Below are 16,618 nucleotides of genomic sequence, written 5' to 3'. Positions count from 1 at the left end.
CCCGACTGAAAACTACAGACCCGCCATTTACAGCCCGCGCTTGGACAATTTGTCGCAGGGCGCGCGCTGCGAAGCGGAACACTATAGGGACAATAGACGGTCCTGGACGTTCTGAATGTATTGCGGTGGTTGTTCTGAATCTATTGAAGTAGGACAATTGTCGGCTTCACGTCACCATCAGCGACCTTGAATGGCCTTTCTTGCTCTGGGTATCAACCATAAGACTGCATCCGTGGATGTCCGCGAGCGCGTGGCATTTACGCCTGAGCAGTTGGTCGAGGCGTTGCAGCAGCTGTGCCGCCTGACCCAGAGTCGCGAGGCGGCCATCCTGTCGACCTGCAACCGCAGCGAGCTTTATATAGAGCAGGATTCGCTCACCGCGGACGTCGTGCTGCGCTGGCTGGCCGATTATCACCACCTCAATATCGATGAACTGCGCGCCAGTGCCTATGTGCACGAAGACGACGCAGCGGTCCGGCACATGATGCGCGTGGCCTCGGGGCTGGATTCGCTGGTGTTGGGCGAGCCGCAGATTCTGGGGCAGATGAAATCCGCCTATGCCGTTGCGCGGGAGGCCGGAACCATCGGTCCATTGCTGGGCCGGTTGTTTCAGGCGACGTTCAGCGCGGCCAAGCAGGTGCGCACCGACACGGCCATTGGCGAAAACCCGGTTTCGGTGGCATTTGCCGCGGTCAGCCTGGCCAAACAGATTTTCAGCGACCTGCAACGCAGTCAGGCGTTGCTCATTGGGGCAGGCGAGACCATCACGCTGGTCGCCCGGCACCTGCATGAATTGGGCGTGAAGCGTATCGTGGTCGCCAACCGCACGCTGGAGCGCGCCAGCATCCTCGCTGAAGAGTTTGGCGCTCATGCCGTTTTGCTGGCCGATATCCCGGCCGAGTTGGTCAACAGTGACATCGTCATCAGTTCCACTGCCAGTCAGTTGCCGATTCTGGGCAAGGGCGCAGTGGAAAGCGCGCTGAAACTGCGCAAGCACAAGCCGATTTTCATGGTAGATATCGCCGTTCCACGGGATATCGAGCCGGAAGTCGGTGAGCTGGACGACGTTTATCTGTATACCGTGGACGATTTGCACGAGGTCGTCGCCGAGAACCTGAAGAGTCGTCAGGGCGCCGCTCAGGCGGCTGAAGAATTGGTGACGCTGGGCGTCGACGATTTCATGTCGCGCCTGCGCGAGCTGGCGGCCGTCGATGTGCTCAAGGCCTATCGTCAGCAAAGCGAGCGCCTGCGTGATGAGGAGTTGCAAAAGGCACAACGCATGCTCGCCAACGGCAGTAACGCCGAAGATGTATTGATGGCGCTGGCACGGGGCCTCACGAATAAACTGATGCATGCGCCAAGCGTGCAATTGAAAAAGCTGTCTGCCGAAGGTCGCGTCGATGCGCTGGCCATGGCCCAGGAACTCTTTGCCCTCAATGAGGGCTCCACGGATAAACCCCCGCAATGAAAGCTTCACTGCTCAATAAGCTGGACGTGCTCAGCGACCGTTTCGAAGAATTGACCGCGCTGCTTGGCGACGCCGAAGTCATTTCCGATCAGACCCAATTCCGCGCCTATTCCCGCGAATACGCGGAAGTCGAACCCGTGATTCGGGCCTACTCGCAGCTGAAAAAAGTACAGGCCGGACTTGAGGGCGCGCAGGCGTTGCTCAAGGACAGTGACCCTGACATGCGCGAAATGGCCGTCGAGGAAGTGCGTGAGGCCAAGGAGCAACTGGTGGTGCTGGAGGGCGAGTTGCAGAAGATGCTGCTGCCCAAGGACCCCAACGACGGCCGTAACGTGTTTCTGGAAATTCGCGCGGGCACTGGCGGCGACGAGGCGGCGATTTTCTCCGGTGACCTGTTTCGTATGTATTCCCGTTACGCCGAACGTCGCGGTTGGCGCGTGGAAATCCTTTCCGAGAACGAAGGCGAGCATGGCGGCTTCAAAGAGGTCATTGCGCGGGTCGAAGGCGAGAACGTCTATGGCAAGCTGAAATTCGAGTCCGGCGCCCACCGCGTCCAGCGCGTGCCTGAAACCGAGTCCCAAGGCCGCATTCACACCTCTGCCTGCACGGTTGCGGTGCTGCCTGAGCCGGATGAGAAGCAGGCGATCGAGATCAACCCGGCGGATTTGCGTGTGGATACGTTCCGTTCCTCGGGCGCGGGCGGGCAGCACGTCAACACCACCGACTCGGCGATTCGTATTACCCATATACCGACCGGAACCGTCGTCGAGTGCCAGGAAGAACGTTCCCAGCACAAGAACCGTGCCCGGGCCATGGCCTGGCTGTCAGCCAAGCTCAACGACCAGCAAACCGCTGCCGCTGCCAATGCGATTGCCAGTGAGCGTAAATTGCTGGTCGGTTCAGGAGATCGCTCCGAGCGTATTCGTACTTACAATTTCCCACAGGGGCGAGTGACGGACCACCGCGTGAACCTGACGCTGTATTCGCTGGATGAAGTTTTGGCGGGTGGTGTCGATGCAGTGATAGAACCGTTGCTTGCCGAGTATCAGGCAGATCAACTTGCGGCACTGGGTGAGTAAATGACCATCATCGCCAGCTTGTTAAGAAGCGCTGAGCTGCCGGATTCTCCGACAGCCCGACTGGATGCCGAACTGCTGTTGGCCGCTGCCCTGGGCAAGCCGCGCAGCTTTTTGCACACCTGGCCGGAGCGCATTGTCAGCACCGAAGCCGCGCAAGCGTTCGACGGCTATCTTCAGCGTCGTCGTACCGGTGAGCCGGTGGCGTACATCCTCGGCCAGCAGGGCTTCTGGAACATTGATCTTGAAGTCGCGCCCCATACGCTGATCCCGCGCCCGGAAACGGAAATGCTGGTGGAGACCGCACTGGAACTGCTGTCGGGCGCGATTCCTCATCGTCTTCTGGATTTGGGCACTGGCACCGGCGCCATCGCGCTGTCGCTGGCCAAGGACCGTCCGCAGTGGTCTGTCACGGCGGTGGATCGGGTGGCCGAAGCCGTGGAACTGGCCGAGCGCAACCGCCAGCGCCTGCATCTGGACAACGCCCGTGTGCTGGAAAGCCACTGGTTCGGTGCAGTGGAAGGCCAGCGTTTCGATCTGATTCTGAGCAATCCCCCCTACATTGCGGACAACGATCCTCACTTGGTTCAGGGCGATGTGCGCTTTGAACCCAGTACCGCCCTGACGTCCGGCAAGGACGGCCTGGACGATCTGCGTCTGATCGTTGCGCAAGCGCCTGCGCATCTGGAGCCCGGTGGCTGGTTGTTGCTTGAACACGGCTACGATCAGGGTGCAGCCGTTCGCGAGTTGCTGAACCAGCAGGGCTTCGAGCAGATTCAGACCCGCCGCGATCTCGGCGAACATGAACGCATCACCTTTGGGCGCGTGCCGTGCTGACCGACGAAGAGCTGCTGCGCTACAGTCGGCAGATTCTTCTGCAACAGGTCGACATCGATGGCCAGTTGCGCCTCAAGCAGAGCCGCGCACTGATCGTCGGTGTCGGCGGATTGGGGTCTCCTGTGGCGCTCTATCTGGCTGCTGCCGGGGTGGGTGAGCTGCATCTGGCGGACTTCGACACGGTCGACCTGACCAACCTTCAGCGCCAGATCATTCATGACACGCAGAGCGTGGGCGTGAGCAAAGTGGACTCTGCCATCGCACGGCTGACCGCGATCAATCCCGACGTTGTGCTGGTTCCCCATCGCGCTGCGCTGGATGAGGACTCCCTGGCGGCGGTCGTGGCGGCGGTGGATCTGGTGCTCGATTGCTCCGACAACTTCACCACTCGTGAAGCTGTGAACGCGGCGTGTGTCGCGGCAGGCAAGCCTCTGGTCAGCGGCGCGGCGATTCGGCTGGAGGGCCAGTTGTCGGTGTTCGACCCCCGTCGTGCCGAAAGCCCGTGCTACCACTGCCTGTACGGGCATGGCAGCGAAAATGAGCTGACGTGCTCCGAAGCGGGTGTGATCGGACCGCTGGTGGGGCTGGTGGGCAGCCTTCAAGCGTTGGAGGCGCTGAAATTGCTCGCTGGCTTTGGTGAACCCATGGTCGGACGGCTGTTGTTGATCGATGCGCTGGGCACGCGCTTGCGTGAACTGAAAGTCAAACGCGATCCGGGCTGCAGCGTATGCGGCACCCCTCATGAATAGAATGAGCAAGCATGGCTAGAGACAGCGACGCGCCGGTGGGCGTGTTTGATTCGGGTGTCGGCGGGCTGTCGGTGCTGGGCGAGATTCATCAGCTGCTGCCCAACGAATCGCTGCTGTATGTCGCTGATTGCGGGCATATCCCCTACGGCGAGAAAACCCCCGAGTTCATTCGCCAGCGCTGCGTGACCATTGCAGAGTTTTTCCGCGAGCAGGGCGCCAAGGCGCTGGTGATCGCCTGTAACACGGCCACTGTGGCCGGGGTGGCTGATTTGCGCGAGCGCTATCCGGACTGGCCACTGGTGGGCATGGAACCCGCCGTCAAACCCGCTGCCGCCGCAACCCAAAGTGGCGTGGTGGGCGTGCTGGCGACAACGGGCACGCTGCAAAGCGCGAAGTTCGCTGCGTTGCTCGACCGCTTCGCGACGGATGTACAGGTGATTACTCAACCCTGTCCGGGATTGGTGGAATTGATCGAAACCGGTGATCTGGTCAGTCCTGTCATTCGCCAACTCTTATGGCGTTATGTCGAGCCGCTGCTTGAGGCGAGGTGCGACACGATTATTCTGGGCTGCACTCACTATCCCTTCCTCAAACCGCTTTTGAGGGAAATGATTCCGTCATCCATCACCCTGATTGATACGGGCGCCGCAGTCGCTCGCCAATTAGGGCGTCTATTGAACCAACGTGATCTTCTTTCCACTTCTCGCCCTGTGGAAGCTCAATTCTGGACGAGTGGAAATCCAGAAAATTTCAGAAACATCCTACCTGTACTATGGAAAAAATCTGACAGTGTGCGATCCTTCGGTTCGTGAAAAAAACGTGAATAGCACTGTTTTTGGATGAACTTTCATTCATTCGAAGATTTCTACAGCTCGTCTGTTGATAAAAATATTTCTAACTGCACTCGAAAATGGGATGTTTCAGATGAAGCGACTGTTTTGTTTGGCTGCGATTGCGGCTGTGTTGACGGGGCAAAGTGCGATTGCACAGGCCGATGGGGTCGAATTCTCGGTGGGCCATACCGGCGAATCGACGATGACCTATCGTCTGGGTGCGCAATTTGATTGGGACAAGAGTTGGTGGCAAACCAGCGTCGGTCGCCTGACCGGCTACTGGAGCGGCGCCTACACCTACTGGGAAGGCGACAAGAACGCGAGCAACAACAGCCTGTCGTTCTCTCCAGTGTTCGTATATGAATTCGCCGGTGACAGCGTCAAGCCTTATATCGAAGCCGGCATCGGCGCTGCGGTATTCCAGCGCACGGAAGTCGAAGGCAACAAGCTGGGCAGCGCTTTCCAGTTCGAAGACCGCATTGGTTTCGGCCTGCGTTTCGCCGGTGGTCATGAAGTGGGCCTGCGTGCGACTCACTACTCCAATGGTGGCCTGACCAGCACCAACGACGGTATCGAGAGCTACGCGATTCATTACACGATGCCGTTCTAAGCATCGTTGTCTGAGACACCGCCTTCGCCAGCAAGCCGGCTCCCACAGGTTCAGCGTCGAACAAGAGATCCGAATCCGATGCAGTCAATGTGGGAGCCGGCTTGCTGGCGAAGGCGTTTGGCCAAGCCACATAGAAACTTCAACAATGAACGCGTAAGTTGACCGGCTCACACCGACACCTCCCGCTGACGCGCCTCGCAAAAATACCCTGCCAGCCAGTGCAACAGCGGAAACACCACCGCCCAGATCACTCCCAGAATCAGCGCGCTCGGCCAGACGCCCAGTGGCAATTGCACGTAGGTCAGGTGCGATCCCGCGAGGTAAGACAGCGGTCCGCCGATAGACCCCAGCAGACTCGCCAGCCACCAGGGGCGTGCGCTCCAGGCCAGACAATGCCGTAACGTCGTCCCCAACAGCGGCCAGAGCAAGGCCAGCCACAGTGGAATCACACGCCCGGCTTCTCCGAAATCGAACAGGCCGATTTTGATCAGCGCGCTGTCCAGCACACAGCCCAAGGCGAAAACCGTCATCAGCAATCGCCCCTCCGTCCGCCAAGTGCCTATCAGCCACAGGTGCCCCAGCACGATGGTCACAGGCAGCAATAGCCAGCCACTGTTGCCTCCCAGCACGCAGGCGAACCAGCCGACTTGAAACAGCGCTGCGTTCAGCAGCCTTTTAAGCATCGAAACGTCCCAGCAGCGGCGCACGCATCGCTTGGGGTTTGGCCAGCAGCAGTTGTGCGGTGCCAATGGTGCGTTCGAGAAAACCGCCCTCGCAGTAGCACAGGTAAAACTCCCACAGCCGCAGGAAGTAATCGTCGTAGCCCCGTTCTTTCAAATGGCCCGTCGCGCGGCGAAAGTTGTCGTGCCACAGGCGCAGGGTACGTGCGTAGTGCAGGCCGAAATCCTCCATGTGCAGCAGGTTCATGTCGGTGTCCTTGCCGACGATCTCCAGCATGCGGGTCACTGATGGCAGTGCGCCGCCGGGGAAGATGTAGCGCTGAATGAAGTCCACACTGCGCTTGGCCTGCGCATAGCGTTGTTCGCGGATGGTGATCGCCTGAATCAACATCAGGCCGTTGTCGTTGAGCAAGCGCGCGCACTGCTTGAAATAGGTGGGCATAAAGCGATGGCCCACCGCTTCGATCATTTCGATGGACACCAGCTTGTCGAATTGGCCGTCGAGGTCACGGTAGTCGCGCAGCAGCAGTGTAATGCGGTCCTGTAAGCCCAGTTCTGCGATGCGTTTTTCGGTGTAAGCGAACTGTTCTTTGGAGAGCGTCGTGGTGGTGACCTTACAGCCATAGTGCTGCGCGGCATAGATCGCCATGCTGCCCCAGCCGGTGCCGATTTCCAGCAAATGGTCTGACGGTTTGAGCGCCAGTTTCTGGCAGATCCGCTCCAGTTTGTTCAGTTGCGCCTGTTCCAGTGAGTCCTCGGGGCTGAGGAACTGTGCCGCCGAATACATCATGGTCGGGTCAAGAAACTGTTCAAACATGTCGTTGCCCAGGTCGTAATGGGCGGCGATGTTCTTTTGAGAGCCTGCGCGAGTGTTGCGATTGAGCCAGTGCAGCCCCTGAACGAACGGGCGGCTCAGGCGCGCCAGCCCGCCTTCCATCGCGTCGAGCACATCGAGGTTGCTGACGAAGACGCGAATCACGGCGGTCAGGTCCGGGCTGGTCCAGTAGCCGTGAATGAAGGCTTCCCCCGCGCCAATCGAGCCATTGCTGGCAACCAGGCCCCAAGCGGCCGAATCTTGCACGCGGATTTCGCCTAGTAACAATGCGCCTGCTGCGCCGAACACATGATGTTGATCGCCCTCGTAGATCACCAGTTGTCCATGACGTAGATGTTCCAGTTGGCGTAACACACCACGTCGCAAGAAATGGGAGGTCAAGCTGTGGGTGCTCAGACCCAGGGGGAGGCTGTTACTTTTCATGGCGTCGAGCCTTTGATTGAGCGGCGGCAGTGCGGTACGAGCCCTCAGCGGCCTGGTGGGAAAACACCGGAATACGTTTCAGAAAAAGTCTCAACGCCTGCCAGTAAATAGCCAGGCAGGTCTTGGCCGTCATCCAGGGAAAATCCAGCAAATGACGATGCAGCGCCGGGCGATCCAGCGGTTGGCGCTGCAAATTCAGCGTGGCATCAAACACTTTTTTATCGCCCTGCCAGTCGGCCATGTGGACCCCCAAGTGCGCATCGGGCTGGCTAAAACTCATGCGGTATTCAAGATCACGGGGCAGAAACGGCGAGACATGAAAGGCCTTGGCCACGGCAAAGTGCTGATGGCCTTTAGGCCCTGCGGGCAGGACGTAGTGGTAGCGCTCGCGCCAGGGCGTATTGGTCACCTCACAGACAATCGCCGCTAATGCCCCATCTTCTTCGTAGCAATAGAAGAAGCTCACGGGGTTGAACGACAACCCCCAACTGCGGGCCTGGGTCAGCAGGCAAACTCGCCCCATGGGCGCGCGTCCTTGCGATTGCTTGACGATTTCCCGAACGGCGCCGATCAGCGACATGCCTCGACTGGTGTAATCCTTCAGATAATCTCCGGGACGAAACGAGAACGGCGCCAGTCGGCTTGCGCCTGCGAAGGGTGATAGCTTCATCACCGCATCCTGTTCGTCGAGATCCAGGTACAGCATGCCGATGCGGTAGGTGAAGGCATGAGCTTTGGGCACAAAGCGCCGATGAGTCACCCAGCCGCTGTACAGGGCGCTGTTCATAGAGACTCCCCGAACGCCGACGCCACGCGCAGTGCGCTGACCACCCCATCCTCATGAAAGCCGTTGGCCCAATAGGCCCCGCAGTAATAGGTGTGCCGAGCGCCGTGCAGTTCCTGCCAGCGGGCCTGGGCGGCGATGCCCTTGAGGCTGTATTGCGGATGGGCGTAGCGATAGCGCGCGAGAATCTTGTTCGGATCAATGGACGGCGTCTGATTGAGGCTGACGCAGAACGTGGTGTCGCTGTCGATCCCTTGCAGGATGTTCATGGCGTAGGTCACGGCAGCCGATTGATCGCCTGCGCCACCCAGACGGTAATTCCAGCTGGCCCATGCCAAAGGGCGTTTGGGCAGCAGGCTGGTGTCGGTGTGCAGCACCACGTCGTTGTCGGCGTAGGGCAGGGCGCCGAGGATTTCCCGCTCGTTGGTGCTGGGTTCGGCCAGCAACGACAAGGCCTGATCGCTGTGACAGGCAAACACCACTTTGTCGAAGCGCTCGCTGCCGAGGGTGCTGTGAACGGTCACCCCTTCACGGTCGCGCTCGACCCGTGTGACCGGACAGCGCAGGCGAATGCGGTCACGAAACGATGCCGTCAGCGGCTCGATGTAGCGACTCGATCCCCCCTCGATGACGTGCCATTGCGGCCGGTTGCTCACTGACAGCAGGCCGTGGTTCTTGAAAAAGCGCACGAAAAATTGCAGCGGGAACGCCAGCATGTCAACCAGTGACATTGACCAGATCGCAGCCCCCATTGGCACGATGTAATGCTCGGTGAAGCGTCTACCGTAGCCTTCGGCCTTGAGATAGGCGCCCAACGTGGTATCGGCGGCGATGCGCTGGCTTTGCAGGTCTGCGAGTGCCTGCTTGTTGAAGCGCAGGATGTCTCGCAGCATGCCCCAGAAGGTGGGCGACAACAGGTTGCTGCGTTGCGCGAACAGGCTGTTCAGGTTGTTACCGTTGTATTCGATGCAGGTATGAGGGTCGCTCACCGAAAAGCTCATTTCGGTGGGTTTGTAGGCGACGCCCAGTTTGCCCAGCAACTTGATGAAGTGAGGGTAGGTCCAGTCGTTGAAGACGATGAACCCGGTGTCGATGGCGTGCTGCTGGCCATTGACCGAAACGTTGACGGTGTGGGTATGGCCGCCGATCCAGTTTTCCGCTTCGAAAACGGTGACGTCGTGCAGCCGGTTCAGCAGCCAGGCGCTGGTCAGGCCCGAAATGCCGCTGCCAATGATCGCGATCTTCATGGCGCCGCTCCTGGCTGGTCGGGGCGGCGCACCATGCGTTTGCTCAGCGCCAGTTGCAGGCGGCCGGGCAACAGGGCAATGGCCTTGAGCGCCAGAATGAATAGCCACGGGAAGGAGATTTCCAGTGGTCTGCGCGGTGTGTCCAGACGCTCGGCGATGAAGCGCGCCGCTTTGGGCGCGGACCAGCGCATCGGCATGGCGAAATCGTTTTTGGCCGTCAACGGGGTGTCGACGAAACCGGGGTTGACCAGCGTGACGTCGATGCCTTCGTGGGCCAGGTCAATGCGTAGCGACTGAAACAGGTAACGGACCCCGGCCTTCGAGGCGCCATAGGCTTCGGAGCGGGTGAGCGGCAGGAAGGCGACCGAGCTGGCCACGCCCACCAAATGAGGCCGTTCGCCCAGGCGCAACAAAGTCAGCGCTTCCTGAACGCAGTAGGAGGTGGCAATGAGATTGGTCCTGATCACCCGCTCGACCAGCTTGGCGTCGTATTGGTGAGTGTCGACGTATTCACACGTCCCGGCATTGAGAATCGCTGTGTCCAGCGCCCCCCATACCTGCGCGATGCGCTCGCCGATGGCCGTGACTTGCTCGGGATCCGTCACATCGCCCGGCGCCAGCACCACTTGGCGGGGGAAGCGCCGATCCAGCGCTTCCAGTGGCTCGAAGCTGCGCGCGGTCAACGCCACCTGGTGACCCGCACTGAGCAGCGCTTCGGCCAGTGCGAGGCCGATTCCGCTGCTGGCGCCCGTCAACCAGATGCGTCGTTTCATACCAGTCGCCTCTTGAGCCAGCCAATCATCCTGCCCATCACGGGCAGGTGTTCGTAGAGCAGCGCTCCGGCGTCGAAGAAATCGCGATGCTGGAACACTTTGTTGTCGGTCCACAGCAGGTGCGAGCAGCCGTTGACGGCAATCAGCTCGCCATGATTAAGACGCGGGTGGCGGTAGGTCATGGTCCAGCGCAAGTAGCCCTTGCCTTCGCGCACCTGGTCGAATGCATGAAACTCGAAATGCAGGTCACGCACGTTGGCGTACAGCTCGGCGAAATAGTCGCCCAGACGGGTCAGGCCATGGATCTCGTGCAGCGGATCGGTGAAGGCGATGTCCTCGCTGTACAGCTCACCGAGCCGATGCAGGTTGTCCTTGTCGAGTTCGGCAAAGCGCCGGGCGTAGTCGCGCAGGAATTCACTCATGGTCTTGAGTCTCTGGCTGACGATGGGGGAGGGACTTGAACGCTGCCAGGGCCCGCTCGCGGCTGGCCTTCAGGTTCACGATGGGCGCCGGATAGCCTTGTACGCCAAACAGCCCACCCAGTGCCGAGGGGTCGTGAACGTCGCGTTTGTTCAGTTCGGCCAGCTCCGGCACCCACTGCTTGATGAACACGCCTTGCGGGTCGAACCGCTCGGACTGGCTGATCGGGTTGAAAATACGGAAGTAGGGCGATGAGTCGGTGCCCGTCGACGAGCTCCATTGCCAGCCGCCGTTGTTGGCGGCCAAATCACCGTCAATCAAGTGCTGCATGAAGAAACGCTCGCCTTCGCGCCAGTCGATCAGCAGGTTTTTGGTCAGGTACATCGCCACGATCATGCGCAGGCGGTTGTGCATCCACCCGGTCTCCAGCAACTGACGCATCGCTGCATCAACAATCGGAAGTCCGGTCCGGCCTTGCTGCCAGGCCTCCAGATCCTTAGGGGCGTGACGCCATTTCAACGCTTCGGTTTCCGGCCGGAACGCTCTGTGGCGAGACACCCGCGGAAAACCGACCAGAACGTGTTTATAAAACTCGCGCCACAGCAGCTCGTTGATCCAGGTCACCGCGCCGACGTTGCCGGTCTCGAACTCGCCGTTGTTGCTGCGCAGCGCAGCGTGCAGGCATTGCCGTGGTGAAATCACGCCGGCTGCCAGATAGGCGGACAACTGGCTGGTGCCGGGTCTGGCCGGGAAATCCCGTTCGTCGTTGTAGTAATGCACCGCGTCGTCGGTGAACTGCGCCAGCCGTTTGCGCGCTTCGTCCTCGCCAGCGGGCCAAAGCATGCGCAGCGCGTCGGGAGGCGTGGCGAAACCGTGGACACTTTCTGGAACGTCATCACTCTTGATGTGCAGCGCCGCCTGCGCCGGGGGCAGCCTGCCCACAGACGGAATCGAGTGATGGAGACGCTCGTAGCAGACTTTACGAAACTGGGTGTAGACCTTGAAGTAACCGCCGCTTTTGGTCAGTACGCTGCCGGGCTTGAAAAACAGTTGATCCAGGTGGCGCGTAAAGCCGATGCCGTGTTGATCAAGCATCGCAGCAACGGCCTTGTCGCGATTGTCCTCGTTGATTCCATACTCTTCGTTGACGTGAACGTGCTCGATTTTATGGGTCAGGCACAACTCCAGCAGTGCCTTGGGGGCTTTGTCCCACGTAGTGGCATTGACGATCAGCAGCGGTACGTTCAGTGCCTCCAACCCGTTTTTCAACGCCGCCAGATTGCGCAGCCAGAAATCCACTTTGCACGGCGCGTCATCGTGGCTGTGCCATTGTCCCGGACTGATCATGTACACGGCCACAGTCGGACCCTGCTTCATCGCAGCGTTCAATGCGGTGTTGTCGTGTGCGCGCAAATCAGTGCGCAGCCAGAACAATTGCATGATCACTCCTTAAATGAGGTCCAGACGCTGCAGCGCGGCGTGGGCGCTCAGCGGGTCGTCCGCGAGGGTCAGCCCGTTGATTTCCCTGACGCACTCGGCCCATTCGTCCGCATGAATTTGCACCGTCGGGCCGACGATCAGTTTCGGGCAGTCGATGTTGCTCAGCAGGCGCGGCAACGGGTTCAGGTTCAGCGATTTGCTGGAGTACAACAGCACGGCGCGGGGTTTGAGGTACTCACAGGCCAGGCCCAGTTCGCCGACCGGCAGGGGCCAGTCGAAGACTTCCACCGGGCAATCGGCGCTGCTGACCAGCCACGCGGTCAGCCACAGGTGCGGCTCCATGGGCGTATCGGACTGATTGACCAGCAACAGTGGCGCGCCGCTGACCTGACGGTTGTTGTGATACAGCCGCGCGCCGAATTTGCTGCGCAGCCATGAATAGAAGAACGTCCGCTCCAGTTGTGCGCCGAACTGCCCTTGCCAGCGCTGCTCCAGCTCACTGAGCAGAGGCAGCAGCAACTGCTCGCACAGCGTGCGCGGCGGGTAAAGCGACATGGCCTGATTGACGGTGTCGTCCAGCCGGCGTTCCGAGAGGCTGGTGATGGCTTGCAGCAGATTCTGACGCAGCGGTTCCCAGTCGCTTTCGACGCTGGGTGACGCGGCCTGTTGGTTGTCGATCAGTTGCTTGACCTGACTGACCGACACCCCGCGATTGAGCCAAGTGAGGATCGCCAACACTCGGTCGACGTGGGCGGTGCTGTACAGGCGATGCCCCTTGGGCGTGCGATGGGGCACGATCAGGCCGTAGCGACGTTCCCAGGCGCGCAGGGTCACAGCGTTCACGCCGGTCAGGCGGGCGACCTCACGAATCGGCAGCCAGCCATCTTCGAGGGCCTCGGCGTAGGCTTGCGGGTCGTCTTCCATTGGTTCGGTAGTGATGTCGTTCATGGCTCAAATGGCGTTGCGCAGGCTAAGGTTTTCCGGGTGCGGTTGCAGGTACACCTGGATGGCGATGTACGGGTCCGGGTGCTGTCGGAAATGGTGTTTGAGCAGGGTCAGCGGCACCACCAGCGGCACGATGCCTTGGCGGTACTGGTTGATAAGGCCCTGTATTTCCTGTTTGTCCGACGTGTTGAGCGTTTCGCGCAGGTAGCCGCACAAATGCTGCAACACGTTGGTGTGAGTGCGCCGGGTGGCAGGCTTCTTCAATGCGTTCATCAATGCACTGAAATAGCGGGGGGCGATCTCGGTTGGATCGCTGCGGCCCATATGACCGAGCAGGCTGCCCAGTGCCTTGTATTGCACGGGGTCGTTGGCCATCAGTTGGTATTTGTAGCGCGAGTGAAATTCAGTCAGCGCCCGTCGGCTGATCCCCTCTTTGAGCAAGTGCTGCCAGGCGGCGTAGGCAAACACGCGGGTGATGAAGTTTTCCCGCAGGACCGGATCATTCAGCCGGCCATCTTCCTCAACGGGCAGATCAGGATGCCGGGCGCAGAAGGCCTGGGCGTAAACGCCACGACCGCCTTCATCGAACGGCGCGCCGTTGTCGCGATAAACCTTCACCCGCTCCAGGCCGCAGGACGGGGATTTTTGCATGAAGATGTAGCCACAGATGTCGTCCATGGCCTCGGCCATGTGCGCTCCGTAATCGGCCAATGGCTGCGTGACGTTCAGCTCTTCGTGGACGGTGCCGACGGCTTGGGGGTGTTTGGGGTCGCCTACCAGGCGGATCGTTTCGCGAGGAATTCCCAGGCCGATGGCCACTTCCGGGCAGGCCGGAACGAAATCGAAGTGCTCGTTGAGTGCGCGAGTCAGCAGATGCGACTCTTTGTGCCCACCGTTGTAGCGAACCTCAACGCCCATCAGGCACGCGCTAACGCCCAGCTTGGGCTTCGTTTTGGCTTCCGGTGGCTGATCCAGCGGCGTACGCATGGGTAAAACCTCGACGAGCTTCATGTACAACCCTTGGCGGTTGTACAACTTTTGCTCATCATAGGTTCTGAGTTGTACAAGTCAAACGGTTTGTACAACTTTAATGAACTGCGTCCTGCGAGATTCTATGTTGTCTGGTCAACTGCCTTCGCCACCAAGGCGGCTCCCACAATGACTGCGCTGGATCCAGGTCTTTTGTTCGACGCTGGACCTAGGGGAGCTGCCTTCGTTGCAACGTCTCCCGCATCAAGCCGACACCCACAACGCTCCGCCGCTCTATAGGTTTACGTCCGGGGCAGGCGATTTACTTCAAATGTTCAAGCAAACGACGCGCCGCTTCCTGGCCACTGAGCCAAGCGCCCTCGACGCGACCGGACAGGCACCAGTCACCACAGACATAAACGCCCAGATCAGGATCCGACAGCGCCCCCACTTCACGTCCCCCCGCAGGCCGTGCATACAACCAGCGGTGGGCGAGGGTGAAGGCGGGGGCGGGCATCGCGCAACTGATCATCTCGGCGAAGGCGCCGTGCAAGTGATCGATCACGTCTTCTTTGGACATGTCCAGATGTTGACGGCTCCATGCGCTGGTGGCGTGGAGCACCCACGTGTCCATCGTGCTGTCGCGGCCCGGTTTACTGCGGTTGCGCGCCAGCCAGTCGATGGGGCTGTCCTGCACGAAACAGCCCTCCATCGGCGTATCCAGCGGGCTTTCGAAGGCCATGGCGACGGCCCAGGTCGGCTCCATTTTCACACCGGCCACGACACTCGCCAGTTTTGGCGCGGCGGCCAGCAATGCTGTCGCCTGTGGTGCGGGGATCGCAATCACCACCTGACTGAACGGCCCGTGGCTGCGGCCATCGGCGTCGAGCAGGTGCCAATGCTCTTCACCCCGGAAGACTTCATTGATACGGCAGGAAAACGTCACTGGTAGGTCGCCGAGCATCGCCCGGGTGATGGCGCTCATGCGCGGCTTGCCGACCCAGCGGACTTGCTCGTCGGGCGACAGACTCAACTGCCCGCCATGAAAGTTGTAGAGCACCGGTGCCCATTCAGCGACGAAGCCCTCGGCCTGCCATTGCTGAACGACGTTGGCGAATCGACGATCACGGGCGGTGAAATATTGTGCGCCCATGTCCAGCGAACCGGCATCGCTGCGCTTGCTGGACATGCGTCCGCCGCTGCCACGGCTCTTGTCGAAAAGGTGAATGCTGTGCCCGGCGGCGTGTAGCGCGCGGGCAGCTGAGAGTCCGGCAATGCCGGTACCGATGATTGCGATGGGTACAGTCATAGGAGCCTCGTTACCTTGTCTGCACAGACTACGCCGTCGTCAAAACCTGTACAATGCTGTTTTTCGGTATAACTTGTCGTCCTTCGACGCTCAGGACGCTGACCGCTCCCGCTGTTGAGCGGGTCAATAGTGAGTCTGACGGTTCGCCAGAATCGTTCAACTGTGCGAACGGATGAGATCGAACGTATGGCGTTCGAGCGGCTCTCTATAACGTGGCCTAAGGTTTCACTGTTCGCTTCGTCTAAAGCACGTTGTGTGTAAAGAAATAGACTACCGATTTGCGATGAACGCCACGCGAGGATCACCGACATGCACATCTTGCTGACCGGCGGTACAGGCTTGATAGGTCGACGCCTGTGTCGACACTGGCGCGATCAAGGGCATCAGCTGATCGTACTGAGCCGCACGCCGGCTCAGGTCTCGCGTCTCTGTGGTTCTGGCGTGCGCGGTGTCGCGCATCTGGACGAGATCGGCAGCCAGCCGGTCGATGCCGTGATCAATCTGGCGGGCGCACCGATTGCCGACAGGCCCTGGACCCGCAAGCGCAAAATGTTGCTATGGGACAGCCGCATTACCCTCACCGAACAACTCCTGACCTGGCTTGAGCGACGCGAGCAGAAGCCGCGTGTGCTGATTTCCGGCTCTGCCGTTGGCTGGTACGGCGACGGGGGCGAGCGTGAGCTCGACGAGACGTCACAGCCAGTCAGCGAAGACTTCGCCAGCCGCTTGTGCATCGCTTGGGAAGAAACGGCGCAACGTGCGCAGACATTAGGCATTCGCGTCGTGTTGCTGCGCACCGGCCTTGTGCTCGCTCACGATGGCGGCATGATGCAGCGCTTGTTGCCGCCTTTCAAACTGGGCATGGGCGGCCCCATCGGCAATGGGCGCCAATGGATGCCTTGGGTTCATATCAACGACCAAATCGCGGCGATTGATTTTCTGTTGAACCGTGACGATGCCGAGGGTCCGTATAATGCCTGTGCGCCATCACCGGTTCGGAACCGTGAGTTTGCCAAGACGCTCGGCTCGATCCTGCACCGCCCGGCGTTCATGCCCATGCCAGCCCTCGCGCTGCGGCTGTTGATGGGCGAGTTGTCGATTCTGCTGTTGGGCGGCCAGCGCGCGCGTCCGACCCGGTTGCTGGACGCCGGATTCACTTTCCAATTCACCGATCTGCACGCGGCCCTGGAAAACATTACAGGCCGCCATTGACCTCAAGG

At 60.2% G+C, this 16,618-nt stretch carries 17 protein-coding genes; 7 read left to right on the top strand and 10 right to left on the bottom strand.

Features of this window, described 5'->3' with window-relative positions; translation table 11 throughout:
* The first annotated feature begins 190 nt into the window (after positions 1 to 190).
* From hemA to ACI2KB_RS10080, 6 genes are all read left to right on the top strand, one after another.
* On the top strand, positions 191 to 1,468 hold the full coding sequence (hemA, locus tag ACI2KB_RS10105) for a glutamyl-tRNA reductase (protein ID WP_404633968.1): 1,278 nt from the start codon (positions 191 to 193) through the stop codon (positions 1,466 to 1,468).
* Positions 1,465 to 2,547: a peptide chain release factor 1 gene (prfA, locus tag ACI2KB_RS10100; RefSeq protein ID WP_404633966.1), complete on the top strand. Its 1,083-nt coding sequence runs from the start codon at positions 1,465 to 1,467 to the stop codon at positions 2,545 to 2,547. The genes hemA and prfA overlap by 4 nt, the downstream gene beginning before the upstream one ends.
* On the top strand, positions 2,548 to 3,381 hold the full coding sequence (gene prmC, locus ACI2KB_RS10095) for a peptide chain release factor N(5)-glutamine methyltransferase (RefSeq protein ID WP_404633964.1): 834 nt from the start codon (positions 2,548 to 2,550) through the stop codon (positions 3,379 to 3,381).
* On the top strand, positions 3,375 to 4,130 hold the full coding sequence (locus ACI2KB_RS10090) for a molybdopterin-synthase adenylyltransferase MoeB (RefSeq protein WP_404633962.1): 756 nt from the start codon (positions 3,375 to 3,377) through the stop codon (positions 4,128 to 4,130). The genes prmC and ACI2KB_RS10090 overlap by 7 nt, the downstream gene beginning before the upstream one ends.
* 11 nt (positions 4,131 to 4,141) lie before the next feature.
* Positions 4,142 to 4,942, top strand: a complete 801-nt coding sequence (gene murI / locus ACI2KB_RS10085) for a glutamate racemase (RefSeq protein WP_404633960.1) — start codon at positions 4,142 to 4,144, stop codon at positions 4,940 to 4,942.
* A gap of 112 nt (positions 4,943 to 5,054) precedes the next feature.
* On the top strand, positions 5,055 to 5,573 hold the full coding sequence (locus ACI2KB_RS10080; protein WP_404633958.1) for an acyloxyacyl hydrolase: 519 nt from the start codon (positions 5,055 to 5,057) through the stop codon (positions 5,571 to 5,573).
* Positions 5,574 to 5,740: 167 nt separating this feature from the next.
* Here ACI2KB_RS10080 and ACI2KB_RS10075 read toward each other — a convergent pair whose 3' ends face one another.
* From ACI2KB_RS10075 to ACI2KB_RS10030, 10 genes are all read right to left on the bottom strand, one after another.
* Positions 5,741 to 6,256, bottom strand: coding sequence for a DUF2878 domain-containing protein (locus ACI2KB_RS10075; RefSeq protein WP_404633956.1), 516 nt, complete (start codon positions 6,254 to 6,256; stop codon positions 5,741 to 5,743).
* Entirely contained in the window at positions 6,249 to 7,511 is a 1,263-nt protein-coding gene (locus tag ACI2KB_RS10070) for a class I SAM-dependent methyltransferase (RefSeq protein ID WP_404633954.1), read from the bottom strand. Before ACI2KB_RS10070 ends, ACI2KB_RS10075 begins: the two co-directional genes overlap by 8 nt.
* Positions 7,501 to 8,298 (bottom strand): DUF1365 domain-containing protein, encoded by a 798-nt coding sequence (locus tag ACI2KB_RS10065; protein ID WP_404633952.1) that lies wholly within the window; start codon positions 8,296 to 8,298, stop codon positions 7,501 to 7,503. The genes ACI2KB_RS10070 and ACI2KB_RS10065 overlap by 11 nt, the downstream gene beginning before the upstream one ends.
* On the bottom strand, positions 8,295 to 9,542 hold the full coding sequence (locus tag ACI2KB_RS10060; RefSeq protein ID WP_404633950.1) for an NAD(P)/FAD-dependent oxidoreductase: 1,248 nt from the start codon (positions 9,540 to 9,542) through the stop codon (positions 8,295 to 8,297). Before ACI2KB_RS10060 ends, ACI2KB_RS10065 begins: the two co-directional genes overlap by 4 nt.
* On the bottom strand, positions 9,539 to 10,315 hold the full coding sequence (locus tag ACI2KB_RS10055; RefSeq protein WP_404633948.1) for an SDR family NAD(P)-dependent oxidoreductase: 777 nt from the start codon (positions 10,313 to 10,315) through the stop codon (positions 9,539 to 9,541). The genes ACI2KB_RS10060 and ACI2KB_RS10055 overlap by 4 nt, the downstream gene beginning before the upstream one ends.
* Positions 10,312 to 10,737 carry a nuclear transport factor 2 family protein gene (locus tag ACI2KB_RS10050; protein ID WP_404633946.1) on the bottom strand — a complete coding sequence of 142 codons (426 nt, stop codon included), beginning with the start codon at positions 10,735 to 10,737 and terminating at the stop codon, positions 10,312 to 10,314. The genes ACI2KB_RS10055 and ACI2KB_RS10050 overlap by 4 nt, the downstream gene beginning before the upstream one ends.
* Positions 10,730 to 12,175 (bottom strand): deoxyribodipyrimidine photo-lyase, encoded by a 1,446-nt coding sequence (gene phrB, locus ACI2KB_RS10045; RefSeq protein WP_404633944.1) that lies wholly within the window; start codon positions 12,173 to 12,175, stop codon positions 10,730 to 10,732. Before phrB ends, ACI2KB_RS10050 begins: the two co-directional genes overlap by 8 nt.
* 9 nt (positions 12,176 to 12,184) lie before the next feature.
* Positions 12,185 to 13,123 (bottom strand): MerR family transcriptional regulator, encoded by a 939-nt coding sequence (locus ACI2KB_RS10040; RefSeq protein WP_404633942.1) that lies wholly within the window; start codon positions 13,121 to 13,123, stop codon positions 12,185 to 12,187.
* A gap of 3 nt (positions 13,124 to 13,126) precedes the next feature.
* Positions 13,127 to 14,107 carry a YbgA family protein gene (locus ACI2KB_RS10035; protein WP_404633940.1) on the bottom strand — a complete coding sequence of 327 codons (981 nt, stop codon included), beginning with the start codon at positions 14,105 to 14,107 and terminating at the stop codon, positions 13,127 to 13,129.
* A gap of 304 nt (positions 14,108 to 14,411) precedes the next feature.
* On the bottom strand, positions 14,412 to 15,398 hold the full coding sequence (locus ACI2KB_RS10030; protein ID WP_404633938.1) for an NAD(P)/FAD-dependent oxidoreductase: 987 nt from the start codon (positions 15,396 to 15,398) through the stop codon (positions 14,412 to 14,414).
* 309 nt (positions 15,399 to 15,707) lie between these two features.
* On the opposite strand from ACI2KB_RS10030, the gene ACI2KB_RS10025 reads away from it, so the two are divergent.
* A complete protein-coding gene (locus ACI2KB_RS10025) occupies positions 15,708 to 16,610 on the top strand; it encodes a TIGR01777 family oxidoreductase (protein ID WP_404633936.1) in 903 nt (300 codons plus the stop codon).
* The last annotated feature ends 8 nt before the right edge of the window (positions 16,611 to 16,618 follow it).

It is taken from the genome of Pseudomonas sp. NPDC088444 (assembly GCF_044900175.1).
GTDB lineage: Bacteria > Pseudomonadota > Gammaproteobacteria > Pseudomonadales > Pseudomonadaceae > Aquipseudomonas.
Note: the sequence above shows the minus strand (reverse complement) of the source record. Positions and strands in the feature narration are given on the sequence as shown.